We start from the raw sequence: 23,716 nt of genomic DNA, 5'->3' as shown, positions 1-23,716 counted from the left end.
GGGGCGATCAGTCACGCAGGCGGGCGCGCATGGCCTCGGTGTCCGCGTCCGTCCAGCCGTTCTCGGCCAGCCAGCCCAGCGGCCCGCCGAAGCGGTCGTCGAGGACGCCGAGGAACTGCTCGATGTAGCGGGCCCGCGGCATGTGGTCGTCGGCGGGCCGCGAGTCGAGGTCGTCGCGGTAGGTGGCGCTGCCGCGCAGCCGCTTGAGTATCAGCTCCAGCCGCTCGCCCGTGGCCACGTAGTCCTCGACGATCGCCTCCCGCGTCGCGCCGGCGATCTCCAGCGCCAGCGCGCACAGCACCCCGGTACGGTCCTTGCCCGCCGCGCAGTGCACCAGCGAGGCCCCGTCGGCCAGCGCCATCGCGCGCAGCGCCGCCACCACCGAGTCGGGGCGGTCGCGCAGGTAGCCGAAGTAGAAGCCGGTCACCCGCAGCTCCTCGTCGATCACCCGCTCCGCCCACGGCAGCACCCGGTCGCCGTCGATGGTGTCGGCCTCGACGTCGGTGTGCCGGCCGCCCTCGGCGAACAGCGTCAGGTGGTGGTGGCGCACCTCCGGCACCCGGGTCAGCGGGCCGGGCCCCTCCAGCGCCACCTCGGCGTTGGAGCGCAGGTCCACCACGTGCCGCAGTCTCAGCTCGCCCACCAGCAGCTCCACGTCGGCGGGCGTGAGGCCTTGCAGGTTGTCGGCGCGGAAGATCTGCCCGCGACGGGTGCGGCCACCGTCGCGAGTCGGCAGTCCGCCCAGGTCACGCGCGTTGACCGCGCCTTCCAGATCGATCCACCTCGTCATCTCGCTCATTATTACGACCCTATATGTCCGCCAACATGCAGCGGATTCGAGGTTCATAACGCAGCATGAACGTATGGATCCACGAGCTCTGCCTCCACGGCTGGTGATCGATCCATCGCTGCACCCGGAGATCTCGGTCGAGCTGCGGTCGAGTCCGCACATACTCCGCATGGCTCGGTCGGGCGCGCGAATGGACACCACACGCAATCCCGCCCTGCTCTTCGTCCTGCCCGCCTTCCTGATGTTCCTCATGATGGTGGCGGGTCCGCAAGCGTTCTTCATCGCGAGCATGGGAGTCGGCCTGATCGTCCTGATCCGGTGGATGGCGATGGACAGCACATACCGATCCACCAAGCGAAGACTCCGGCTGGCGCGCGAGCACGCGAACCAGTACATCCTGCCCGAGGATCTCGACTATCCCTGCCAGCAGCTCCTGCGCCGGGCGCAGAACGCCGTCGAGGCGATCATGAGCTCGGCGGTGCACAAGGCGGGCCTGATCGACAGCATCGAGAACCAGGTGTCGCTGCCGGAGGAGGTCTGGCAGATCGCCACGCGGCTGCGGAAGCTGTCGAAGATGCACGCCGAGCACGGCAAGCTCATCCCCCGTGAGCTGCCGGCGGGCATGGAGGACGCGTTCAAGCCGTACACCACCGCGCTCGACGCCGCCTGGACGTCGCTGTCGCAGCGCGTGCGGCACCTGGAGAAGTACGCCAAGCAGGTGCTCAAGGCGGACAAGGTCTACCACGCCCACACCCGGCTGGAGAAGCTGGCGGCCAAGACGCCGGAGTACCAGCAGCTCCTCGCCGAGACCGTGCGGGACGAGCTGGCCCACGAGCGCATCAGGGAGCTGTCGGACCAGGCGGCGCACGTGCGCAAGCTGTTCGAGGAGAGCATCCTCCAGGCCAGGCAGGCGGCGGGGGAGCTACTGCGTTCGCCGCTCACCTGAAAACCCACCGCTCACGTAGAGGGGGCCGCGCGCCGCAGGAGCTCCAGCGTCCTGCGCATGCCGGCCTCGTTCCCGAGGCTGCGGTAGATCTCCCTGGCCTGCTCCAGCGGCTCCACCGCGGCCCCGTGCCCGCCCGCGTCCAGGTGTGCCTCGCCGAGGTAGCGCAGGCTCCTGGCCATCCACCAGCGGTCCTCCAGCTCCTCGAACCCGCGCACCGCCCGCCGCAGCTCCCGCTCGGCCTCCTCGATCCGCCCGAGCCTGGCCAGCGCCCGCCCGGCCGACACCGCCGTCCTGGCCACCCCCCACGAGTCGGCCAGCGCGGCCAGGATCTCCTCGGCGCGCCGGATGTACTCCAGCTCGCGCAGCCCGTTGTCGGGGTCGCCGACCTCGCCGGCGGCGCGCAGGCAGCGGGCCTCCTCCCACAGCTCGCCGCGCTGCTTGAACATCTCGCCGGCCCGGTCGAGGCTGAAGCCGGCCCGGGTGAACAGGTTGGCGGCCGCCCGGTGGTCGCCGTGGCGGTACTCGCCGCGCGCCTGGGCGGCCAGCACCTCGCCGTACACGCGCAGGGTCTGGGCCTCGGAGTAGCGGTTGCCCTCCCGCTTGAAGACCTCCAGGGCGTCCTCCAGCAGCTCCCTGGCCTCCTCGGTGCGGCGCTCGGCCATCCGCATCTCGGCCAGGTTGCGCTGGGTGCGGGCCATCCACCACAGGTCGTCCTCGCCCTTGAACGCGGTGATGGCGCCGGTCAGGAAGTCCTGGGCGCGGTCGAGGTGGCCGTCGCTGAACAGGGTCATGCCGATCGTGCGCATGGCCCTGGCCGCCCACCAGGTCTCCCCCAGCTCGCCGAAGATCGCCAGGGCCCGCTCGGACTCCTCCAGCGCCTGCCGGCGCAGGCCCAGCCCGCCGTGCACGGCCGCGGCGTCGAGCAGCGCGATGGCCAGTGAGCGGCGGTCGCCGGTCTTCTCGGCCGCCTCGCGGCCGAGCTCCGCGACGGCCGCCCAGTCGGCCCAGTACGCGCGCAGCGAGTGGCACAGCGAGCAGAACGCCCGGGCCAGCCCCCACGTCAGCTCCCAGAGCCGGAGCTGGTGGGCCAGGTGGATCATGGCGATGAGCGAGAGCCGCTCGGCGTTGAGCCAGTCGCCCGCCCGCAGCTGCCCGTCGGCGCCGGAGCGCCGGCCGCCCCTGCTCCAGTCCTGCGGCCAGCGGTTCTGGGCGGCCTCCTCGGCGCGGCGGCGGTAGCCGTGCAGCACCCGCTCGATGGCGGCCCTGCGCCGGTCCGGCTCGTCCTGCTCGGCCAGCTCGGCGGCGAAGACCCGGACCAGGTCGTGCAGGCGGTAGCGCATCGTGCCGGTCTGGTCGGTGCCCGAGCACTCGGCGAGCTGGGCGTCCATGAGGGCTTCGAGCTGGTCGGCGCCGTCGAGGCCCGAGACGTCGAGCAGCTCGCCGGCCACCCAGCCGGGCACGTCGGGCGCGGTCAGCGCGCTGAGCAGGCGTAACAGGCGGCGCTGCACGCCGGTGCAGTCGTCGTAGCTGAGCTGGACGGAGGCGCGCACGCTCTTGTCCACCGTGGGCGCCACTTGGAGCATGTCGAGGATGCGCCGCTTGTCGGCCAGCCGGCTCGCCATCTCGCGCATCGTCCACTGCTCGCGGGTGGCCAGCCGGCCGCCGCAGATGTTGATCGCCAGCGGCAGGTAGTCGCACAGCCGCACGACCTCCTTGGCTGCCTCCAGGTCCTCCACGATCCTGGCCCCGCCGGCCAGCCTGGCCAGCAGCTCCACCCCGTGCGCCTCGCTGAACTCGCCGAGCCGGGTGTCGTGCGTGCCGTTCAGGAACAGCGGGGAGCGCGAGGTGACCAGCACCGCGCAGCCGGGCTCGGCCGGGATCAGCGGCTTGACCTGCTCGGCGTCGTGCGCGTTGTCCAGGCCGATGAGGATCCTGCGGCCCTTGGTCCAGGTCAGCCAGAGTTTGCGCAGCTCCTCCAGCCCGCCGGGGTCGGTGGTCAGGCGCACGTCCAGGGCTCGCAGGAAGCCGATCAGCACCTCCTCGGGCCGTACGGGGGCGTCCACGCCGCCGCGCAGGTCGGCGTAGAGCCGGCCGTCGGGGAACCAGCCGGCCACCTCCTGCCCGAACCTGGTCATGAGCGCCGACTTGCCGACGCCGCCGCGGCCGTACACGGAGACGACGAGGGGCGGTGAGAGGTCGGTGGACCCGCGCCGGGCGGCGAACACCTCGCGCAGCTCCGCCAGCGCCTCGGCGCGGCCGGTGAAGTGCTCGGGCACGGGCGGCCACTGGTCGGGCGGCATCGTGCCCGGCTCAGGGCGGGGCCGCTCGTGGGCGGGGCCGCGCGACTCGGTGGTGGCCCAGGTGGTCAGGCCGACGAGCACGGCGGCGGCCACGGTGACGCCCACCTTGGCGGCGGGCGGGATCTCCCACTCCATGGAGGCCGTCAGCACGCTGGCGGCCGCGGCGGCCAGTCCGGCGGAGACGGGTGCCGCCCAGGGCACCTTTCTACGGCCCGGCTTGTCCGGAAGGTTGTCCCCTGCCAACGAACACCCCCTTCGGGGGTGATTCAAGCCGATGGGGTACGGCTCGCGCCAGCCGTACCCCATCGTTCACTCAGATTCCGATCACGTGACAGGTGGCCGTCGTCGTCTTGGTCGGGTCGCTCTCCGACGTGGCGGTGAGCTTGACCTTGGCGAGCCGGTCGCCGCCCGCCCCGCGCACGGCGTTGACGGTCACGAGCGCCTGCTTGCCGAACGCGACAGAGGCCAGGGCGTTGGGGAGCTGGGCGGTCCAGCCCTTGCCCTGCACCTCGGCCTTGAGCCGGTAGAGGTCGGACTTCAGGTACGCGCTGACGTCCTCCGGGTGCTGCCCCTGCGCCGGGGCCGCCCTGCCGGTGTTGAACAGCGGGAACGTGCAGGTGGAGACGTTCTTCGCGGCGGGGACGCCGGCGGCGGGCAGCAGCTTGACGCCGCGCCGCTGCGGGCCCGCGCCGTCGAGGGAGCGGATCGCGACGGTGTAGGAGAGCTCGCCCGCGCGGTTGCGGTGCACGTCCGTGACGTAGAAGTGCAGGCGGTTGGCCTCGTCGACGTACTCGTACTCGCTGCCGGAGTCGGTGCCGGCGTGGAAGAGGGCGTCGGACAGCTGCCGGTAGTCGCCGATCGTGATGGGCACCTTCGTGCCGTCGGGCAGCACGTAGTCGGTCATGCCGATGTCCTGCGGGTTGGCGTCGATCACCCACTCGAATGCCGGGAGCTGCCAGCCGGTCCCGCGGTCCTCGTTCTTGGTCTTGGCCAGCAGGACGCCCGCGTCCGGGGTGAAGGAGTCGCTGCCCATGCGGTCCACGACCTCGACCGTGTAGTTCTCCCAGCCGCCGCCGTCGCAGAGCGGGTCGGTCTTGACGTCACAGGCGGGGCTCTTGTCTCCGGTGTCGAAGGAGATGTTGACGCCGGACAGCCCGTTCTCGCCCGGCTGCACCGAGCGGGCCGTGACGCGGGCCGTGACCAGCCCCGACTCGTCCAGGGCCTCACGGGAGAGTCGCAGCACGTTCCGCTCGTCCACCATGCCGAGCTTGATCTTGTTGCGCAGCATGTGGTGGGCGCCCATGGACGCGCCCGCGGTGGGCGGGATGAGCCAGCGGGAGTGCGGGCCGCCGGGGCCGTTGAAGCTGCCGCGGCTGAGCATCTCCCAGATGCCGGTGTACGCCCTGTTCACCGGTGTCGCGTACGGGTTGTTGTAGTTGTCGGCGATGCCCATGATGTGGCTCAGCTCGTGGGCGTAGACCGCCATGCCGGAGCTCTCGGCCTGCACCGAGTCGATGCCGAAGCGGGCGTTGGGCCAGAAGTTGGAGCCGGCCTGCCAGGAGGTCCACTCGACGTAGCGGGTGGGCGACCAGTTGGGCAGCGCGGGGTCGGGCGGCCCCCACTCGTCGGTCACGTCCTCCTTCGTGGGGAACTTCATCATGCCGAACTCCTGCCAGGTGGACGACTCGTCCTGGCCGGCGCTCAGGTAGAAGACGAAGTCGAACTGCGCGGCCACGTCCGGGCCGACGGCGGCGAGCCAGGCGGCGTTCCCGTCGGTACGCAGGTTCCTGGTGCAGGTGTCACCGGCGGGGCAGGAGCCGCGCTGGTACTCCATGGCGTACTCGTGGTCCTTGCCGGGCATCGTGTACGGCCCGAACCCGGTCAGGTCCACGCCGATGCGCCCGCCGGAGTCCTCCATCCAGTACTCGTGGATGGTGTGCCCCTTGTTGAGGTCGTTCGGGGTGTTGAGGAAGTTCTGGTAGAACGTCGCGACCTGCTCGCGTGGGACGTCGTGGGCCTCGGCGCTCGGGTTGCCGTACACGGTGGAGCCCTTGGGCTGGGTCACCACGAACGGCTGGTTGGGGTAGTCGAGCAGGACCAGCGCGCCCTTGAACGTGCGCTGCGAGCCCTTGACCGAGGGGTCGTTCCACTTGGTGCCGGGCGGCCTCTTGTAGTCCGCCCACGTCATGTTGTCGGGGTTCTCCCAGTTCTGCGGGTCGATGGGCTTGATGCCGCCCGGTAAGGGGCGTGTGCGCAGGGCCTGGGCGTCGTCGAGGGGGGTGTCCGACTGCCAGGGCTGCGTCTGGGGCCAGTGGTTCAGCCGCCACGGTTGCTCGGGGTCCTCGGGGGGTGCTGCGGAAGCGGGGGTCGCCATCAGGCTCACCGGGATCAGCACGATGGCCGCCAGCAAACCCTTCAGCAGCTTCTTCGGGGCGTTCACGGATCGACGGTATAGACGTTATTGACGGAGATCACCGAGCAGTTGTAGGGAAGACACGTAGTTGCCTTTCCGTCAATTGACGAAATTTCCACGTGAAGGTGGGGTTGTGGCGGATCTCCAGCGAGCCGTCGACGAGCTCGCCGCCCGGCTCGACCGCCCGCTCCTGCTGGAGGACCGCGTCCAGCGCGTCGTGGCGTACAGCGAGCAGAGCGGCGCCATGGACGACGTGCGCCGCGACTCCATCCTGCGCCGGCACACCGCGCCCGAGGTGCGGCAGTGGCTGCGGGCGGCGGGCATCCACGAGGCCGCCGCGCCCCTGCGCACGCCCGGCGCCCCGCACCTGGGGCTGCTGCCGCGCGTCTGCGTGCCGATCAGGCACGCGGACGGGCTGCTCGGGTTCCTGTGGCTCATCGACGCGCAGCCGCCCATGACGGACGCCGGGGTCGCCGAGGCGGCCGCCGCCGCGCCCGGGCTGGCCCTGGCGCTGTTCCACGAGAGCCTGGCCAGCGGGCTCGCCTCGCACCGGGAGCTGGAGGCGGTGACCGGGCTGCTGGTCGGCGACCGCGAGGCCGCCAGGGAGGCCGCCGAGCAGCTCATCGAGGCCGGCGCGTTCCCGCAGGCCCAGCCGGTGGGCGTGCTGGTCGCCAGGCCGCGCGCGCCCGAGCCGGACGACGCGCTCAGGCTGGCGCTGGAGCAGGGGCTCCTGGCGCTGCGGCGGCGGCTGAGCGGGCACCATCCGCTGCACCTGGTGCGCTACGACCACGCCGTGCTGCTCACGGCCGGGCCGCCGGTCGCCGCCGACGACCTGCACGCGGCCATGCCGGTGCCGGTGGTGGTGGGGGTCGGGCGGGCCCGGCCGGGGCTGGCGCAGGCGGCGGGGTCGTACCGGGAGGCCAGGCACGCGGCCGAGGTGGCCGCGCGGGTGCCGGGGCTGGGGCGCAGCGCCGAGTGGGCCCGGCTGGGCGTGTACCGGATGCTCAGCGCGCGGCCCGACCAGGAGCTGCATCCGGGGCTGGAAGGGCTGCTCGGCGACGCGCAGTACCTGCCGCTGCTGGAGACCCTGGAGACGTACCTGGATCTGGCGGGCAGCGCGGTGGCGACCTCGCGGGCGCTGCGGCTGCACCGCACGTCGCTGTACTACCGGCTGCAGCGGGTGGAGGAGCTGGCGCGCACGGATTTGAAGGACGGCGGGGAGCGGCTGGCGCTGCATCTCAGCCTCAAGCTGGCGCGGCTGTCGGGGCGCTACCTACCTAGGGATTCACATGGTTCACCTTGATTGCGGTGATGTCACGCATTCACGTTTAATGCCCTGAGGGCTAATTCTGACGGGGAGTAGGAATGCCGTCCGCCAAGCGTGCCAGGCCGATGATGGGCCGGCGCGCGCCCGCGCCGGTCGTGATCCACTCCGCGCCGCTCGTCCTGCCCATGAGCGCCGACCCCGTACGTGCCGGCGCGGTCGCGGCGCGCGGCGAGCGGGTGCTCGCCGTGGGCCCGCGGGCCGAGCTGCTGACCTCCTATCCGGCCGCCGAGGAGACCCGCTGGCCCGGCCTGATCGTGGCGGGCCTGGTGGACGCCGGCTCCGCCACGCCGTCCGCCATGCCGGGGGTGACCGCCCGCGCCCGGGTCGTCGCCGACCTGACCGACCCCGGCGGCCTGCCCGGCATCTCCTACGTCGCGGTGACCAGCGAGAGCGAGGAGGAGTGGGAGGAGCGCGAGCGCGACGCCGTCATCACCGCCATCCGCGAGGTCGACCGGCCCTGCGCCGTCGGGCTCGCGGTGCACACCCGCGACCCCCTCGTGCTGGAGGACGTGGCCGTGCTGGCCAGGACGTTCGGCCTGCGGCTGCTGGTCGATCTCGACCGGCACTCCCCCGCGGCGCTGGACGAGGCCGGGGTGCTGGGGCCGCTGTGCCACGTGGTGTGCGCCCGGCCGCTCGACCCCGGCGAGCGCAAGCTGCTGCGGCTGCGCAGGACCGTCGTGGCACTGTCTCCCGCTGCCGAGGACGTGCTGCCGCTGCTGGAGGAGGGCAACGTCGTGGCCCTGTGCGGCGCGGGGCCCGGCGGGCCGCTCGGGCTCGCGGCGGCCGTGCGGCGGCACGTGCACGGGCTCGGGCTGCGGCCGCGCGGTCTGGACCGGCGGCTGGTGGAGGCCGCCACGCTGGGCGGGGCCAGGGCGCTGGGCATGGACCGGGGCAAGGGCAGGATCGGATCGCTGGCGCCCGGCTCCCGCGCCGACTTCGCGGTCTACGACGCGCGCGGGCGGTATCCGTACTCCGCGTTGCTGGCCGAGCCGCCGTGCCTCGGCACGGTCGTCGGCGGCGCCCTCGCCGGCTGAACCGGCCGTCCTGGCGCCCTCGCCGAGCGCGCTCTCACCTGAACTGGCCGTCCACCAGCGTCAGCAGCTCGCCGAGCTGCTCGCGCTGCTTCTGCGACAGCACCGCGAACAGGTCCTCGCCCGCCTGCCGGCGGGCGTCGCGGGCCCGCTCCGCCAGCTCGCGCCCCTCGGGGGTGATCACGAGCAGCGTGGAGCGCCGGTTGGCCGGATCGACCTCCCTGCGGACCAGCCCCGCCTCCTCCAGCGCGTCCACGACGGGCGTGAGCGAGCGCGGCACGATCCTTAGCTCGTCGGCGAGCCTGACCATGCGCAGGGGCCGCCCGGCGTCGGCGAGCGCCCGCAACGCCCGTGTCTGCCCGGGAGTGAGCCCGAGCGGCACCAGCCGCTGGAGGTAGCCGTGTCGCAACCGCTTGCCGACCAGGAACAAGAGCTCGGCGAGCTCCTTTTCTGCCATACGAAACAGTTTAACGGAACAAATATGAGCTAACCTCTGTTTGAGTGGACATCTGAAAGGAGACCCCATTTGGCGGAAGAACCTCGCGCGCCGCTCCAGCGCATCGTCAAGCTGTTCGGCGCCTACCGCGGCCGCCTGGGCGTGGTCGCCTCGCTCATCCTGCTGTCCTCCCTCGTCTCGCTGGCCTCGCCGTTCCTGCTGCGCGAGGTGCTGGACGTCGCGATCCCGCAGGGCGACACCGCGCTGCTCACGCTGCTGGCGCTGGGCATGGTGCTCGTGGCGGTCGTCACCAGCGTGTTCGACACGTTGCAGACGCTCGTGTCCACCACCGTGGGCCAGCGGGTGATGCACGACCTGCGCATCGCCGTCTACAGCCACCTCCAGCGCATGTCGCTGGCCTTCTTCACCAGGACCAGGACCGGCGAGGTGCAGTCGCGCATCGCCAACGACATCGGTGGCATGCAGGCGGTCGTCACCTCCACCGCCGCCTCCCTCGTCTCCAACCTGACCACCGTGACCGCCACGATCGTCGCCATGCTCGCGCTCGACTGGCGGCTGACCCTGATCTCGCTCGTCCTGCTGCCGGTGTTCGTGTGGATCAGCCGCAAGGTCGGCGACGAGCGCAAGCGCATCACCTCCGAGCGGCAGCGCAAGCTGGCCGCCATCGCCTCGATGGTGCAGGAGTCACTGTCGATCAGCGGCATTCTGCTGGGCCGCACGATGGGCCGCTCCGCCGAGCTGACCGAGCGCTTCGGCCGGGCCTCCCACGAGCTGGCCGAGCTCGGCGTCCGCACCAGCATGGCCGGGCGGTGGCGGCAGTCGTCCATCCAGATCGTGATGGCGGCCATGCCCGCGGCGATCTACTGGGCCGTCGGCCACACGGGGGCGATCTCGGTGGGCACGCTGGTGGCGTTCACCACGTTGCAGACGAGCCTGTTCAGGCCGGCGGTCTCGCTGCTGCGGCTCGGGGTCGAGGTGCAGACCTCGCTGGCGCTGTTCGGGCGCATCTTCGAGTATCTGGACCTGCCCGTGGACATCCGTCCCGGCACGAAGCGGCTCGACGGCGTGCGCGGGGAGGTCCGCTTCGAGAACGTCGACTTCTCCTACGGCGACGCGCCCACGCTGACCGGCGTGGACGTCACCGTCCCCGCCGGCACGAGCCTGGCCGTCGTCGGCGAGACGGGCTCGGGCAAGACCACGCTCAGCTACCTGCTCCCCCGCCTGTACGACGTCACCGGCGGCCGGGTCACGATCGACGGGGTGGACGTGCGGGAGCTGACGTTCGAGACGCTGAGCGACGCGGTCGGGGTGGTCTCGCAGGAGACGTACCTGTTCCACGCCTCGATCGCCGACAACCTGCGCTTCGCCCGCCCCTCGGCCACGGACGAGGAACTGGAGGCGGCGGCGCGGGCCGCGCGCATCCACGACCGCATCGCCGCGCTGCCCGACGGCTACGACACCATGGTGGGCGAGCGCGGCTACCGCTTCTCGGGCGGGGAGAAGCAGCGCCTGGCCATCGCCCGCACGCTGCTGCGCGACCCGCCGGTGCTGGTGCTCGACGAGGCCACGAGCGCGCTGGACACGCAGACGGAGCTGGCCGTGCAGCAGGCGCTCGACGCGCTGGCGCGGGGGCGCACGACGATCACGATCGCGCACCGTCTGTCCACGATCCGCGACGCGGACCAGATCATCGTGCTCGACCAGGGGCGGGTCGTGGAGCGCGGCACCCATGACGAGCTGGTGGCGCTGGGCGGCCACTACGCGGCGCTGGTGAGCCGCGATCATCCCCTGGAACTCGTCTAATCGCGTTTTAAACGTGTGATGCCTCACATTCCGGCCAGACCGGAATCCGCCTCCCAGAACGGCGTGTTTGTTGCCTCGGTGCATCTCCAAGGCAAGGACTCGTTTTGTTCCCCACAACCTCCACGTTCAGAGCCCTGCGTCATCACAATTACCGGCTCTGGGCGGGAGCTGACATCGTCTCCGTCACCGGCACCTGGATGCAGGTGCTCGGCGTCAACTGGCTCATCCTCACCCTGACGGGCTCGGCGACCAGCGTCGGGCTGAGCCTCGTCATGCAGGCGCTCCCGACGCTGCTGCTCGGCATGTGGGGCGGCGCCCTGGCCGACCGGCTGCCCACCAGGCCCGTCGTGGCCGCCGCGCAGCTCGCGCAGGCCGGGCTCGCGGTGGTGCTGGCGGTGATCGCGTTCTCGGACGTGCGCTCCGTGGTGCCCATCTACGCCGTCGCCCTGATGGGCGGCGTGGTCGGCGCGCTCGGCGGGCCGGCGCTCGGCCGCTTCGGCGCCGAGGTGGTGCCGCCCGCCGACCTGCCGAACGCGATGGCGCTCGGCTCGATACTCAACTCCGCGGGCCGCATCCTCGGCATGAGCCTGGCGGGCGCGCTGCTGCCGCTCACCGGCATGGGCGGCCTGTTCGTCGTCAACGCCGTCAGCTTCTTCTTCGTGCTCGCGGCCATGGCGGCCATGCGCCGCGCCGAGTTCCACGTGCTGGCCGCCGCCACCCGGCAGCCGGGCGCCGTGCTGGAGGGGCTGCGGTACGTGCTGCGCACCCCGTGGCTGCTGGCCGTCCTCGCGCTCTGGTTCGTCTCGGGCAGCGTCGGCCGCAACTTCCAGGTCACCATGGCCTCCATGAGCGCCGGCCCCCTGGACGCGGGCGCCGGCGGCTACGGCCTGCTGTCCACGGTCTTCGCCGTCGGCACCGTGCTGGGCGGCTTCCTGGCCGCGACCCGGCCGCACCTGACGCTCAAGTTGCTGCTGATCACGGCGTTCGTGACGGGCGTGGCTCAGGCGCTGAGCGGGCTGATGCCGTCGCTGTGGACGTTCGCGGCCATGATGCTGCCGATCGCGGCCGGCGCGGTGGCGCTCGACACCACCGTCAACGCGCGGGCGCAGCTCGACAGCCCCGACGAGATGCGCGGCCGGGTCATCGGGGCCCTGTCCATCGTCAGCGCGGGCGCGGGCGCGGTGGGCGGCCCGCTGCTGGGCTGGCTCAGCGACACGCTCGGCCCGCGGGTGGCGCTGGAGATCGGCGGCGTGTCCTGCGTGGCGGCGGCCCTGCTCACGGCCGTGGCGCTGGCCAGGCTGTCGGGCCGGACGGTCAGGCAGGCCGTCAGGGTGCGGCGCCCGAGCCTCGAGAACGCCTGACTCGGGCGGGAATTCTTCCTTACCCCTCTTGGTTTGATCTCAGTGAGCAGGTAACCTACAACTGAAGTTAGAGGTTAGCTGCAACCGAGCATCCAGCGGAGGAGGATGGAAATGTTGTTGACCTCGATCGATCCGTTCTTCCAGGAGTTCGAGCGGCAGTTCAACCGCCTGGCCCGGCAGACCTTCGACAGCACCGGCAACGCCATGATGCCGATGGACGGGCTGCGCCGCTCCGACGACGTGCTCCTGCGGTTCGACCTGCCCGGCATCGACCCCGACTCCATCGAGGTGACGGTCGACCGCGGCGTCCTCAGCGTCAGCGCCCGCCGCGAGGAAGAGCTCTCGGAGGACGAGCGGCTGTTCGTCCGCGAGCGCACCATGGGCACCTTCACCCGGCGGGTCTACCTGTCGGAGCACCTCGACAGCGACAAGATCGACGCGGGGTACGCCAACGGCGTGCTCACCGTCCGCATCCCGGTCCTCGAGCGGGCCAAGCCGCGTAAGGTGGCGATCCAGCGAGGCGAGACCAAGGCCATCAAGGCCTGACACGCGGTCCGGGGGCGGTGGTGCCGCCCCCGAGCCACGAGGAGAATAGAGGACATGCCGGACCTGCCCTTCGACGACGAGCACGCGCCCCTCTACTCGCTCGGGCAGGTGGCGGAGATGCTGCAAGTCCAGCACGCCTTCCTGCGGCGGCTCGACCAACACGACGTCATCAGGCCGAGCCGCTCGAGCGGCGGCCAGCGGCGCTACTCGCGGCGAGACATCGTCGTCGTCCAGCACGTGACCCGCATGGCCGAGGAGGGCATGACGCTCATCGCCATCCGCCGCATCCTCGAGCTGGAGCGCGAGGTGGCCAGGCTCCGCCAGGAGCTCAAGGAGACCCGTGCGCGCCTGCGCGATCGGGAGTGAGCGAGGGCGCGCACCCCGCGTCAGGTGCACCGGGGCGCGTACCCGCGTGAGGCGTGCGGGGCGCGTACCCTCGTGACGTGCACAACACCAGATACGCGCCCTCCGGCATGGTGTGCAGCGTCGACCACCTGGCCTCGGCCGCCGGGCTGACGATGCTGGAGCGTGGCGGATCGGCCGCCGACGCGGCCATCGCCACCAACGCCGTGCTCGCCGTCGTCGCGCCGCACATGTGCGGGCTCGGCGGCGACCTGTTCGCCCTGGTCCACGAGCCGGCGCGCGGGGGCGGGGCGAGCGCGCTCAACGCCTCAGGACGGGCGGGATCCGGCGCGGATCCCGCCCGGCTGCGCGCCGAGGGCCACGTGCGCATGCCGCACCTGCACGACATCAGGTCCGTGCCGGTGCCCGGCTGCGTCGACGGATGGGCGGCGCTGCACGCCCGCCACTGCCGCCTGCCGCTGGCGGAGCTGCTCGCGCCCGCGATCAGGCTGGCCGATCACGGGTTCCCCGCCTCGCCGCTGATGGTGGCCGGCGCCGTGAACGCGGCCCGGCGGCCCGGCGGCTCCGACTTCGCCTCCGTACGCGCCGCCGGCGACCGCGTGACCAGGCCCGGTGTGGCCCGCGCGCTGCGGGCGGTGGCCGAGCGCGGCAGAGACGGCTTCTACCTGGGCGAGTTCGGGCAGGGCCTGGTCGAGCTGGGCGCCGGCGAGTTCACCGAGGGCGACCTGGCCGCGCCGGGCGCCGACTGGGTCGAGCCGCTGAAGGTGCGCGCGTTCGGCCACGACGTCTGGTCCATGCCGCCCAACTCGCAGGGCTACCTGCTGCTGCGCTCCCTGGCCATCGCCGAGGGCCTCGACCTGCCCGCCTCGCCGCGCGATCCCGCCTGGGCCCACCTGCTGGCCGAGACCGCCAGGGTCGCCGGGCACGACCGGCTCGACGTGCTGCACGAGGCCGCCAAGGACCTGCTCGACCCGGCCGAGACGGCCAGGCGGCGGGCGCTCGTCGACCCCGGCTCGCGGCTGCGGCTGCGGGTGCCGTCCGAGCCGGGCGACACGACGTACCTGTGCGCGGTCGACGCCGACGGCATGGGCGTGTCGCTCATCCAGTCGAACGCGGCCGGGTTCGGCAGCATGCTGTTCGAGCCCCGTACCGGCATCAACCTGCACAACCGCGGCATCGGCTTCTCCCTCGAGCCCGGCCACCCCGCCGAGTACGGCCCCGGCAGGCGCCCGCCCCACACGCTCGCCCCCGCGCTCATCACCCGCCGCGACGGCACGCTCAGAGCGGTGACCGGCACCATGGGCGGCGACGCACAGCCCCAGATCCTGCTGCAGGTCATCACCCGGCTGCTGCTGCACGGCGAGGAGCCCGGGCAGGCCGTCTCCGCGCCGCGCTGGCGGCTGGGCACCGGCGGCACCGGATTCGACACCTGGGACGCGCCCGACGACGCCGTCCTCGACCTGGAGGAGGGCGCGACCTGGGCCGACGGCCTGGCCGCCGCCGGGCACCGGGTCGCGGCGCTGCCGTACGGGAGCTCGTTCGGCCACGCCCACCTCATCGAGGCGCGCGCCGACGGCATGCTGGCCGGCGCCGCCGACCCGCGTTCCCTGGTCGGCTCCGCGATTGGACGCTGATCGTCCGGGTAGCGAGCCACACCATGGCTACGGACGTCATCACTCTCATCACGCAGGATCACAGGGTCGTGGAAGGCATCTTCGACAAGCTCAAGAAGGGGCAGGGCGACCAGAAGGCGCTCGTCTCCGAGCTGCACGCCCTCCTGATCGCGCACGCGCGCGCCGAGGAGGACCGCGTCTACCCCGGCATCGACGCCCACCACAGCGTCGAGGAGCACAAGGAGGCGGAGGTGCTGCTCGACTCGCTCGTGCGGGCGCAGCCCGGCACGGCGGAGTTCGCCAAGGCGCTCGACGACCTCATCGAGTCGATCAACCACCACGTCGAGGAGGAGGAGACCAAGCTCCTGCCCGAGCTGAAGAAGGCCTCGGACGCGAAGGAGCTGGAGCGGCTCGGCAAGGCGTTCCAGCAGCGCAGGGCCGAGGAGCTGCAGGCGCTCGGCGCGTCGTCCGGCGGGCCGTCCGGCGGGTCGGGCGAGCCCACAAAGGCCGAGCTGTACGAGCAGGCGCAGCAGGCGGACATCCCCGGCCGCTCCCAGATGGGCAAAGAAGAGCTGGCCCAGGCCCTACGGGAGGCCAAGTCCTAGGATTCCGGGCCGCTCCATGGGTAGGGGGCGCATATGACCGAAACACCTCCGAACCGGCACGGCATGGCGGACGAGCAAGAGATCGAAGTCACCGAGTGGACCGACGATCTCGGCCTTCACCATGAGGTCGTCGACGACGACCCGCAGCGCAGGGACACACTCGACGAGCGCTTGCGGCGCGAGGCGCCCGAGCGCCTGCACGAGCCCCGTCCCAAACACCGGCTGACGCAGCCGGACGAGGGGCTGGAGCCCGACCGTGACGACGAGGAGATCGGCGCGGACTACCTGGACGACAACGACGACATGTCGGCGGAGGAGCGGGCCGTCCGCATCGACCCCGACGAGAATCTCAGGTGAGCCGCGCCAGAGCGGGCAGAAGCGCATGCAGGTCGTCGGCGATCACGTCGGCGGCCTGCGCTTCCGGCCGGTCGGCGTGCAGGTAGCCCCAGGGGCCGCGGCGCAGCAGCGCCGTGCGCATGCCCGCCGCGGCCGCCGGGAGCACGTCGTTGTCGAGCCGGTCCCCCACGTAGAGGACCTCGCCCGGCTCGCGGCCGGCGACCGCCGCCACCTTGGCGAAGAAGCCCGCCTCCGGCTTGGAGACGCCCCATCCGTCGGAGGTGTGCACGGAGTCGGCCGGCAGGTCCATCGCCACCAGGGCGTCGTACGCGCGGCGCGGCTGGTTGCCGGCGATGATCACCTGGTATCCGGCCGCCCTGATGGCCGACAGGGCCGCGCGCACGTCGGGGTAGAGGTCGTCGGCGTCGAAGTGGTTGCGCAGGCCGCCCGGGTCGTCCCGCTCCCAGGCCGCCTCCTCGGCGTCGAGGTCGGTGCCCGGCCGCAGGATCCGGAAGGCCTCGCGGTGGTGGCGGTCGAGCGCGGCCATCCCGCCGAGCACCCCCATCAGCGTGAAGTGATCGACGCCCAGGCGCTCGGCCCAGCGCGACCAGATCCGCTGCTCGCTGATCAGCGTCTCGCCGACGTCGAACACCACTGCCTTGATCATCGATCCCCCTGCTCGCACGTTTCACCTCATCTGTCCGGGCACTAGGCGACACCGGACGAAACACCTGCAAGGGGGATCTTTTCATGCAATCTGAGCGTGACGCCAAGGACCGCCAGCTCGACGAGCACCGCGTGCCTCTCGACGACCACACCATGACCACCGACCAGGGCATCCCGGTCGACGACACGGACAACTCGCTCAAGGCCGGCACCCGCGGGCCGACCCTCATGGAGGACTTCCACTTCCGCGAGAAGATCACCCGCTTCGACCACGAGCGCATCCCCGAGCGGGTGGTGCACGCCCGCGGATCCGGCGCGTACGGGATCTTCGAGCTGTACGAGCCGCTCGGCGAGTACACCTGCGCCGAGTTCCTGAACGACACCTCCGCGCGGACGCCCACCTTCGTGCGCTTCTCCACCGTCGCCGGCTTCCGCGGCTCCGCCGACACCGTACGCGACGTGCGCGGCTTCGCCACGAAGTTCTACACCAGCCAGGGCAACTTCGACATCGTCGGCAACAACATCCCGGTCTTCTTCATCCAGGACGGCATCAAGTTCCCCGACTTCGTGCACGCCGTCAAACCCGAGCCGCACTGGGAGATCCCGCAGGCGCAGTCGGCGCACGACACGTTCTGGGACTTCATCCAGCTCCAGCCCGAGTCGCTGCACATGGTCATGTGGGTGATGTCCGATCGGGCGATCCCGCGCAGCTACCGGATGATGCAGGGGTTCGGGGTGCACACGTTCCGGCTGGTCAACGCCCAGGGGCAGGGGACGTTCGTCAAGTGGCACTGGCGGCCCAAGCTCGGGACGTACTCGCTGGTGTGGGACGAGGTGCTGCGCATCCAGGGCAACGACCCCGACTTCAACCGCCGCGACCTCTGGGAGGCGATCGAGCGGGGCGCCTACCCCGAGTACGAGCTGTGCGTGCAGCTCGTGCCCGAGTCGCGCGAGCACGACTTCGACTTCGACCTGCTCGACCCCACGAAGATCATCCCCGAGGAGCAGGTCCCGCTGCGGCCCATCGGCAAGATGACGCTCACCCGCAACCCGCAGAACTTCCACGCCGAGACCGAGCAGGTCGCCTTCCACACGGCCAACGTCGTGCCCGGCATCGACTTCACCAACGACCCGCTGCTCCAGGCCAGGAACTTCTCCTACCTCGACACCCAGCTCCTGCGCCTCGGCGGGCCCAACTTCACGCAGATCCCCATCAACCGGCCGATCGCCCCCGTCCGCAACGACCAGCGCGACGGCTTCCACCAGCACCTGATCCACGAGTCGCGCACCAGCTACGCCCCCAACTCCATCAGCGGCGGCTGCCCCGCCGCCCGGGACGGCTACCGGCACTACCAGGAGAAGGTGGAAGGCACCAAGATCCGCCGGCGCAGCCCCAGCTTCGAGAACCACTACAGCCAGGCCACCCTGTTCTGGAACAGCATGGCCGACTGGGAGAAGCGGCACATCGTGGCCGCGTTCCTGTTCGAGCTGGGGCACGTCGAGCGGCCCCCCATCAAGCAGGCCATGGTCGCCCACCTCGGCAGGATCCACCCCGACCTCGGGGCGGCCGTCGCGCAGGGTCTCGGCCTGCCCGCGCCCGGCGGCGGCCAGGTGCACTCCCGCACCTCCCCCGCCCTGAGCATGACCGGCCAGCCCCGAAGCGTCGCCACCCGCAAGATCGCCATCCTGATGGCCGACGGCACGGACGCCGCCGCCGTCACCACCCTGCGCCAGGCCCTGGAAGGCCAGGGGGCCATCTGCGAGATCGTCGCACCCCGCGAGGGCACGCTCGGCGGCCTCCCGGTGGACCGGCAGCTCAGCGCCGCCAGCTCCGTGCTCTACGACGCGGTGGTGGCCGCCGACGGCGCCCTCCTGTCCGCCTCGGCCCGGGCCGTGTTCTTCGTCCTGGAGGCCTTCCGCCACGGCAAGGCGGTGGGGGCCGTGGGGTCGGGCCGGCAGCTCGTGGAGGCGGCACGGCTGCCCAACGACGTGGGGGTGATCGTCGGGGACGACATCGCCGCCGCCTTCGCCGAGGCCGTGGCCGGGCACCGCTTCTACGACCGGGACGTTTCCGGCGTGCCCGCCTGAGCCCTTCGCCGGCCGCTTCCGCTGTGAGCGGAGGCGGCCGCTTCGGTCGCTATGGGTGATGATCCGGTGACATACTTAGCGTACCCGTTCGAACACGAAGGGACAGATTCGATGGTAGCCATGGCGATCGAACCTCCGGCGACCCAGCCGGAGCCGACCTACAAGCCCACGCCTCGAACCGCAAGAGACCTGTTCGAAGCCCTATCCCCCCTACCCGGCTTCCGTACGGAAGTCATCGAAGGGACCCTGATCGTGAGCCCCTCCGGCAGTCCAGAGCATTTCCTGATGGGCGGCGAGCTGCACATCACCCTGAATCCGCTGTGCAAGGAGCGCGGCTGGCGCGGCGCCTACGGCCCGCACGTCTGCATCGACGGCCCACGCGACGCCGTTCAGCCCGACTACGTGGTGTGGGAGGCCGGCTGCAAACGCTGGGGCGACGAGCTGCTGTCGCCTGGAGTGCTCATGGCCGTCGAGGTGATCTCACCCAACAGCCTGCACATCGACCGCGTGGACAAACTGCGCCTCTACGCCCTGGGCAGGGTCGCGGTCTACCTGCTGGTCGACCCGATCACCCAATCCCCGAGCGTCACTGTTCACAGCGATCTGGAAGGCGGCCGGTACACCTCGATCAGCACGACGTCCCTGGGCAAGCCGCTCCACCTGCCCACTCCCATCGATTTCGAGCTCGACACCTCGATCTTCATGGTGTGAGCTTCTCCAGCGTCTTCGCGATGCGCTTCTCCGACACAGGGGTGGGAGTGCCGAGCGTCTGGGCGAAGAAGCTCACCCGCAGCTCCTCGATCATCCACCGGATCTCCACCACGTCCGGGTCCCCGCGCCGGGCCGGATGCAGCCGCTCCAGCACGTCCTGATAGTCGTCCTCGACCTTGTGCACCCGGTCCATCCACTCCTGGTCGCGCCACGGCTCCTCGGGGAGCTTGGTGAGGCGGCGGTCGATGGCGCGGAGGTAGCGGAGGATGTCGGAGAGGCGCTGGTAGCCGGTGGCCGTGACGAAGCCGGCGTAGACGAGCTTGCCGAGCTGGTCGCGGACGTCGTCCGTCGCCGCGCTCGGCCGCAGGGCGTCGAGGCGGACGTTCGACTCGTGCCAGACGCTGAGGATCTGCTCCACCTTGGCCAGCACGTCGGCCGCCGTTTCGTACAGGTGGGCGCGCACGTGCTGGTAGAGGCGGTCGAAGCCGACCGGGTCCCAGGCGGGGCCACCGGCGTCGCGCATGAGCTTGTCGACGGCGGCGTTGACCACGTCGTCGAACAAGGCCACCGCCCCGCCGTGGGGGCTGCGTGACAGGGCCAGCTTGGCCTGGTTGGACAGGCCGCCGAGCAGTGACTTGGCGGGGTTGGTGACGTTGAGCAGGAGCAGGCGGCGCACGCCGGGCCAGTGGGAGCGGCGCTGCTCGGCCTGCGTTTCGAAGATCTTGATGGAGACCGAGTCGCCCGCGTCGACGAGGGCCGGGTAGCCCTTCATGCGGCCCTGCTCGAAGACCTTGGGCAGGGTGCCGAAGCTCCAGGTGTGCAGGCCGGTCTGCTCCAGGTCGTCGCCCGCCTGGGAGAGCGTCTGGCGCAGGCGGGGCGCGAGGCGGCGTTTGAGCGCGTCGAGGTCTTTGTCCTCGGCGACGGTGCGCTTGCGCTCGTCGATCACCCGGTAGGTGATGCGCAGGTGGTCGGGCACCTGGTCGAGCTGCCAGGCGTCGCGGGGCACGCGGACGCCGGTCAGGCGCAGCAGCTCGCGTTCGACGGCTTCCAGCAGCGGCTCGGCTCCCTGCTTGACGCCGGCGAGCACCTGCTTGGCGTAGTTGGGGGCGGGCACGAAGTTGCGGCGCAGGTGCTTGGGGAGGGAGCGGATCAGGGCGGTGATCAGCTCTTCGCGCAGGCCGGGGATCTGCCAGTCGAAGCCGTCGGAGGTGACCTGGTTGAGCACCTGGAGGGGCACGTGCACGGTGACGCCGTCGGCGTCGGCGCCCGGCTCGAACTGGTAGGTCAGCTTCATCCGCTGGCCGAGCTGTTTCCAGGTGTCGGGGTAGTCGCGGGTGCTGACGTCGGCGCCCTCGTTGACCAGCATCTCCGGGGAGAACGTGAGCAGGTCGGGCTGCTCCTGCCGGGTCTTCTTCCACCAGGAGTCGAAGTGGCGGGCGGAGACGACGTCGGCCGGCACGCGCTGGTCGTAGAAGTCGAACAGGGCTTCGTCGTCGACCAGGATGTCGCGGCGGCGGGCGCGGTTCTCCAGCTCCTCGACCTCGCCGAGCAGGCGGCGGTTGTCCTTGAGGAACTTGTGGTGGGTGTCCCAGTCGCCCTCGACCAGCGCGTGCCGGATGAACAGCTCGCGCGACAGGTCGGGGTCGATGCGGCCGTAGTTGACCTTGCGGCCGGTCACGATCGGCACGCCGTAGAGGGTGACCTTCTCCAGGGCGATCACGGCGCCCTGGTTCTTCTCCCAGTGCGGCTCGGAGTAGGTGCGTTTGACGAGGTGCTGGGCGAGCGGCTCGACCCAGTCGGGCTCGATCTTGGCGTTGACCCTGGCCCAGAGGCGGGAGGTCTCGACGAGCTCGGCCGACATGATCCACTGCGGCTGCTTCTTGGCCAGCGCGGAGCCGGGGAAGATGGCGAAGCGGGCGTTGCGCGCGCCGAGATACTCCTGGATGGGGCGGCGGCCGTCGGCGCCGCGCTTCTCCATGACGTCCTTGACACCGACGTGCGACAGCAGCCCGACGAGCAGCGACACGTGCACGTGGTAGGGGTCGGCCGGGCCGCTGCCGGGCTGGACGCCGAGCGACTGGCGCAGCTGGCTGTAGATGTCCTGCCACTCGCGCACGCGCAGGTAGTTGAGGAACTCCGCCTTGCACAATCGGCGGAACGCGCTGGACGACAGCTCCTTCTGCTTGTCGCGCAGGTAGTTCCACAGGTTGACGTAGGCCATGAAGTCGGACTCGGGGTCGGCGAAGCGCCGGTGCTTCTCGTCGGCCTGCTGCTGCTTGTCGGCGGGGCGCTCGCGCGGGTCCTGGATGGACAGCGCGGCGGCGATCACCATGACCTCGCGCAGGCAGCCGTTCTTCTCGGCCTCCAGCACCATGCGGCCCAGGCGCGGGTCGACGGGGAGCTGGGCGAGCTTGCGCCCGATGGGGGTGAGCTTGTTCTGGGCGTCGAACGCGCCGAGCTCGTGCAGCAGGTTGACGCCGTCCTTGACCTGGCGGCGGTCGGGCGGCTCGACGAACGGGAACGCCTCGATGTCGCCGAGCCCGATCGAGGTCATCTGGAGGATGACGGAGGCCAGGTTGGTGCGCAGGATCTCGGGGTCGGTGAACTCCGGCCGGCCGAGGAAGTCCTCCTCCTCGTACAGGCGGATGCAGATGCCGTCGGACGTGCGCCCGGAGCGGCCCTTGCGCTGGTTGGCGCTGGCCTGCGAGATGGGCTCGATCGGCAGGCGCTGCACCTTGGTGCGGTGGCTGTAGCGGGAGATGCGGGCGTAGCCGGGGTCGACGACGTATTTGATGCCGGGGACGGTGAGCGAGGTCTCGGCGACGTTGGTGGCCAGCACGATGCGGCGGCCGGTGTGGCGCTGGAAGACGCGGTGCTGCTCGGCGGCGCTGAGGCGGGCGTAGAGCGGCAGCACCTCGGTGTTGCGGAACTCGGCCTTGGCCAGCGCGTCGGCGGCGTCGCGGATCTCCCGCTCGCCCGACAGGAACACCAGGATGTCGCCGGGCCCCTCGCCGATCAGCTCGCGGCAGGCGTCGACGATGCCCTGCGTCTGGTCGTCGTCCTCCTCCAGCGGGCGGTAGCGCACCTCCACCGGGTAGGTGCGGCCGGAGACCTCGATGATCGGCGCGTCGTCGAAGTGGCGGGAGAACCGCTCGGGGTCGATGGTGGCGCTGGTGATGACGACCTTGAGGTCGGGGCGCTTGGGGAGGAGCTGCTTGAGGTAGCCGAGGATGAAGTCGATGTTGAGGCTGCGCTCGTGGGCCTCGTCGATGATCAGCGTGTCGTACTGGTCGAGCATGCGGTCGTTCTGCAGCTCGGCCAGCAGGATGCCGTCGGTCATGAGCTTGACCAGGGTGCGGTCGCTGGCCTGGTCGGTGAAGCGGACCTTGTAGCCGACCACCTCGCCGAGGCCGGTGCCGAGCTCCTCGGCGATGCGCTCGGCGACGGTGCGGGCGGCGATGCGGCGGGGCTGGGTGTGGCCGATCAGGCCGCGCACGCCCCGGCCCAGCTCCAGGCAGATCTTGGGGATCTGCGTGGTCTTGCCGGAGCCCGTCTCGCCGGCGATGATCACGACCTGGTGGTCGCGGATGGCCTCCAGGATGTCGTCTTTACGCTGCGAGACCGGCAGGTTTTCTGGATATCTCACTACTGGTACGGCCTCGCGGCGCCGTACCAGTCGTTGCTCGGCCCGCTCCACGTCGGCCAGGATCTCCGCGACGATCTTGTCGCGGGCGTCACGGGAGCGCACGCGGCGCATGCCGTCGAGCCGGCGCCGCAGCCGCCGCTGGTCGCGAGGCATGAGCTCGGGCAGGCGAGACTGGAGGTCGGCGAGTGGAGAGGACAACGAAGGCGTTCCCATACTGCTTTCAGGATATTTGAGCCCCGCATCGCCGGAGCCAACCGCCCATGGTGCCTGACGCGCCCGCCGCGCGCATCCCAATATCGGTCGTGTCTCAGCGATCGTGAATCGTGATCACGTAGCCCTCGGGGCCGGCGAAGCTGAACGTGCGGCCGAAGGGGCCGTCCACCGGCGGGCCGACGATCGGCACGCCCGCCGCCTGGAGCTCGTCGTGCAGCTGCTGGGCGTCGCCGGCCTTGAGCCAGAGCGCCACGCCGGTGCCGGGCCGCTCGGGCAGGTCCACGCCCGGCAGCGGCTCGCGGACGGCGAAGGGGATGGGCTCGGTGGCGAACACGACCGCGCCCGGCGGGCTGGCCGGGGCGCGCTTGAGGCCCAAGCGCGTCTCGTAGAACGCGGCGGCCTGCTCGACGTCGCGGACCTGCAGCGCGACGAAGTCGATTCCGGTGACGGTCATGGTGCCCTCGTTTCAATGTCAGGGTTTTGACATAGGAGAGCATATGT

Annotated in this window: 19 protein-coding genes; 12 read left to right on the top strand and 7 right to left on the bottom strand. The window is 71.2% G+C overall.

Annotated features, from left to right (window positions below; translation table 11 throughout):
• Window positions 1-7 precede the first annotated feature (7 nt).
• Complete coding sequence (locus tag HCN51_RS29745; protein ID WP_346433846.1) at window positions 8-790, bottom strand: tyrosine-protein phosphatase; 783 nt, start codon at window positions 788-790, stop codon at window positions 8-10.
• Between the two features lie 190 nt (window positions 791-980).
• Between HCN51_RS29745 and HCN51_RS29740 the strand changes: the two genes are divergently transcribed.
• Window positions 981-1,736, top strand: a complete 756-nt coding sequence (locus HCN51_RS29740) for a hypothetical protein (protein WP_168013755.1) — start codon at window positions 981-983, stop codon at window positions 1,734-1,736.
• A gap of 11 nt (window positions 1,737-1,747) precedes the next feature.
• Here HCN51_RS29740 and HCN51_RS29735 read toward each other — a convergent pair whose 3' ends face one another.
• On the bottom strand, window positions 1,748-4,237 hold the full coding sequence (locus HCN51_RS29735) for a tetratricopeptide repeat protein (protein ID WP_168013753.1): 2,490 nt from the start codon (window positions 4,235-4,237) through the stop codon (window positions 1,748-1,750).
• A gap of 112 nt (window positions 4,238-4,349) precedes the next feature.
• A complete protein-coding gene (locus tag HCN51_RS29730; RefSeq protein ID WP_346433845.1) occupies window positions 4,350-6,476 on the bottom strand; it encodes a M6 family metalloprotease domain-containing protein in 2,127 nt (708 codons plus the stop codon).
• A 106-nt stretch (window positions 6,477-6,582) separates the two neighbouring features.
• Here HCN51_RS29730 and HCN51_RS61540 point away from each other — a divergent pair, with 106 nt between their 5' ends.
• Both HCN51_RS61540 and HCN51_RS29720 read left to right on the top strand, forming a co-directional pair.
• Complete coding sequence (locus HCN51_RS61540; RefSeq protein WP_168013751.1) at window positions 6,583-7,752, top strand: helix-turn-helix domain-containing protein; 1,170 nt, start codon at window positions 6,583-6,585, stop codon at window positions 7,750-7,752.
• Window positions 7,753-7,814: 62 nt separating this feature from the next.
• Window positions 7,815-8,810 carry an amidohydrolase family protein gene (locus HCN51_RS29720; protein ID WP_168013749.1) on the top strand — a complete coding sequence of 332 codons (996 nt, stop codon included), beginning with the start codon at window positions 7,815-7,817 and terminating at the stop codon, window positions 8,808-8,810.
• 34 nt (window positions 8,811-8,844) lie between these two features.
• Here the strand turns inward: HCN51_RS29720 and HCN51_RS29715 are convergent, their stop codons facing one another.
• A complete protein-coding gene (locus HCN51_RS29715) occupies window positions 8,845-9,264 on the bottom strand; it encodes a MarR family winged helix-turn-helix transcriptional regulator (RefSeq protein WP_168013747.1) in 420 nt (139 codons plus the stop codon).
• A gap of 69 nt (window positions 9,265-9,333) precedes the next feature.
• Here HCN51_RS29715 and HCN51_RS29710 point away from each other — a divergent pair, with 69 nt between their 5' ends.
• The 7 genes from HCN51_RS29710 to HCN51_RS29680 all read left to right on the top strand — a co-directional run bounded on the left by HCN51_RS29710 (window position 9,334) and on the right by HCN51_RS29680 (window position 15,912).
• Window positions 9,334-11,067 (top strand): ABC transporter ATP-binding protein, encoded by a 1,734-nt coding sequence (locus tag HCN51_RS29710; protein ID WP_277350119.1) that lies wholly within the window; start codon window positions 9,334-9,336, stop codon window positions 11,065-11,067.
• A 104-nt stretch (window positions 11,068-11,171) separates the two neighbouring features.
• Window positions 11,172-12,428 (top strand): MFS transporter, encoded by a 1,257-nt coding sequence (locus HCN51_RS29705; RefSeq protein ID WP_168013745.1) that lies wholly within the window; start codon window positions 11,172-11,174, stop codon window positions 12,426-12,428.
• Window positions 12,429-12,539: 111 nt separating this feature from the next.
• The gene (locus HCN51_RS29700; RefSeq protein ID WP_168013743.1) at window positions 12,540-12,974 is read left to right on the top strand and encodes an Hsp20/alpha crystallin family protein; all 435 of its coding nucleotides are present in this window, start codon (window positions 12,540-12,542) and stop codon (window positions 12,972-12,974) included.
• A 54-nt stretch (window positions 12,975-13,028) separates the two neighbouring features.
• On the top strand, window positions 13,029-13,340 hold the full coding sequence (locus HCN51_RS29695; protein ID WP_080036189.1) for a MerR family transcriptional regulator: 312 nt from the start codon (window positions 13,029-13,031) through the stop codon (window positions 13,338-13,340).
• Between the two features lie 77 nt (window positions 13,341-13,417).
• Window positions 13,418-14,971 carry a gamma-glutamyltransferase gene (locus HCN51_RS29690; RefSeq protein ID WP_168013741.1) on the top strand — a complete coding sequence of 518 codons (1,554 nt, stop codon included), beginning with the start codon at window positions 13,418-13,420 and terminating at the stop codon, window positions 14,969-14,971.
• A 23-nt stretch (window positions 14,972-14,994) separates the two neighbouring features.
• The gene (locus HCN51_RS29685) at window positions 14,995-15,555 is read left to right on the top strand and encodes a hemerythrin domain-containing protein (RefSeq protein ID WP_168013739.1); all 561 of its coding nucleotides are present in this window, start codon (window positions 14,995-14,997) and stop codon (window positions 15,553-15,555) included.
• A gap of 33 nt (window positions 15,556-15,588) precedes the next feature.
• Window positions 15,589-15,912: a DUF5709 domain-containing protein gene (locus HCN51_RS29680; RefSeq protein WP_240973370.1), complete on the top strand. Its 324-nt coding sequence runs from the start codon at window positions 15,589-15,591 to the stop codon at window positions 15,910-15,912.
• Here the strand turns inward: HCN51_RS29680 and HCN51_RS29675 are convergent.
• A complete protein-coding gene (locus HCN51_RS29675) occupies window positions 15,905-16,558 on the bottom strand; it encodes an HAD family hydrolase (RefSeq protein WP_168013737.1) in 654 nt (217 codons plus the stop codon). The two genes, HCN51_RS29680 and HCN51_RS29675, sit on opposite strands and share 8 nt — an antisense overlap.
• Before the next feature lie 83 nt (window positions 16,559-16,641).
• Between HCN51_RS29675 and HCN51_RS29670 the strand changes: the two genes are divergently transcribed.
• Together HCN51_RS29670 and HCN51_RS29665 are read left to right on the top strand one after the other, a co-directional pair.
• Window positions 16,642-18,645: a catalase gene (locus tag HCN51_RS29670; protein ID WP_168013735.1), complete on the top strand. Its 2,004-nt coding sequence runs from the start codon at window positions 16,642-16,644 to the stop codon at window positions 18,643-18,645.
• Window positions 18,646-18,756: 111 nt separating this feature from the next.
• A complete protein-coding gene (locus HCN51_RS29665; protein ID WP_168013733.1) occupies window positions 18,757-19,356 on the top strand; it encodes a Uma2 family endonuclease in 600 nt (199 codons plus the stop codon).
• Here the strand turns inward: HCN51_RS29665 and hrpA are convergent.
• Both hrpA and HCN51_RS29655 read right to left on the bottom strand, forming a co-directional pair.
• The gene (hrpA, locus tag HCN51_RS29660; RefSeq protein ID WP_168013731.1) at window positions 19,346-23,215 is read right to left on the bottom strand and encodes an ATP-dependent RNA helicase HrpA; all 3,870 of its coding nucleotides are present in this window, start codon (window positions 23,213-23,215) and stop codon (window positions 19,346-19,348) included. The two genes, HCN51_RS29665 and hrpA, sit on opposite strands and share 11 nt — an antisense overlap.
• Before the next feature lie 94 nt (window positions 23,216-23,309).
• The gene (locus HCN51_RS29655) at window positions 23,310-23,669 is read right to left on the bottom strand and encodes a VOC family protein (protein ID WP_168013729.1); all 360 of its coding nucleotides are present in this window, start codon (window positions 23,667-23,669) and stop codon (window positions 23,310-23,312) included.
• Window positions 23,670-23,716: the final 47 nt, after the last annotated feature.

The sequence above is a fragment of the Nonomuraea composti genome (genome assembly GCF_012034275.1).
GTDB lineage: Bacteria > Actinomycetota > Actinomycetes > Streptosporangiales > Streptosporangiaceae > Nonomuraea > Nonomuraea composti.
The sequence above is the reverse complement of the archived record's forward strand: the minus strand, read 5'-3'. Positions and strand labels throughout refer to the sequence as shown.

What these genes read in the sequence shown, in the direction of transcription:
- hrpA (WP_168013731.1), bottom strand. Translation starts at nt 23,215, where the DNA reads ATGGGAACGCCTTCGTTGTCCTCTCCACTCGCCGACCTCCAGTCTCGC.
- HCN51_RS29675 (WP_168013737.1), bottom strand. Translation starts at nt 16,558, where the DNA reads ATGATCAAGGCAGTGGTGTTCGACGTCGGCGAGACGCTGATCAGCGAG.
- HCN51_RS29695 (WP_080036189.1), top strand. Translation starts at nt 13,029, where the DNA reads ATGCCGGACCTGCCCTTCGACGACGAGCACGCGCCCCTCTACTCGCTC.
- HCN51_RS29715 (WP_168013747.1), bottom strand. Translation starts at nt 9,264, where the DNA reads ATGGCAGAAAAGGAGCTCGCCGAGCTCTTGTTCCTGGTCGGCAAGCGG.
- HCN51_RS29740 (WP_168013755.1), top strand. Translation starts at nt 981, where the DNA reads ATGGACACCACACGCAATCCCGCCCTGCTCTTCGTCCTGCCCGCCTTC.
- HCN51_RS29655 (WP_168013729.1), bottom strand. Translation starts at nt 23,669, where the DNA reads ATGACCGTCACCGGAATCGACTTCGTCGCGCTGCAGGTCCGCGACGTC.
- HCN51_RS29685 (WP_168013739.1), top strand. Translation starts at nt 14,995, where the DNA reads ATGGCTACGGACGTCATCACTCTCATCACGCAGGATCACAGGGTCGTG.
- HCN51_RS29720 (WP_168013749.1), top strand. Translation starts at nt 7,815, where the DNA reads ATGCCGTCCGCCAAGCGTGCCAGGCCGATGATGGGCCGGCGCGCGCCC.
- HCN51_RS29745 (WP_346433846.1), bottom strand. Translation starts at nt 790, where the DNA reads ATGACGAGGTGGATCGATCTGGAAGGCGCGGTCAACGCGCGTGACCTG.
- HCN51_RS29670 (WP_168013735.1), top strand. Translation starts at nt 16,642, where the DNA reads ATGCAATCTGAGCGTGACGCCAAGGACCGCCAGCTCGACGAGCACCGC.
- HCN51_RS29700 (WP_168013743.1), top strand. Translation starts at nt 12,540, where the DNA reads ATGTTGTTGACCTCGATCGATCCGTTCTTCCAGGAGTTCGAGCGGCAG.
- HCN51_RS29680 (WP_240973370.1), top strand. Translation starts at nt 15,589, where the DNA reads ATGACCGAAACACCTCCGAACCGGCACGGCATGGCGGACGAGCAAGAG.
- HCN51_RS29665 (WP_168013733.1), top strand. Translation starts at nt 18,757, where the DNA reads ATGGTAGCCATGGCGATCGAACCTCCGGCGACCCAGCCGGAGCCGACC.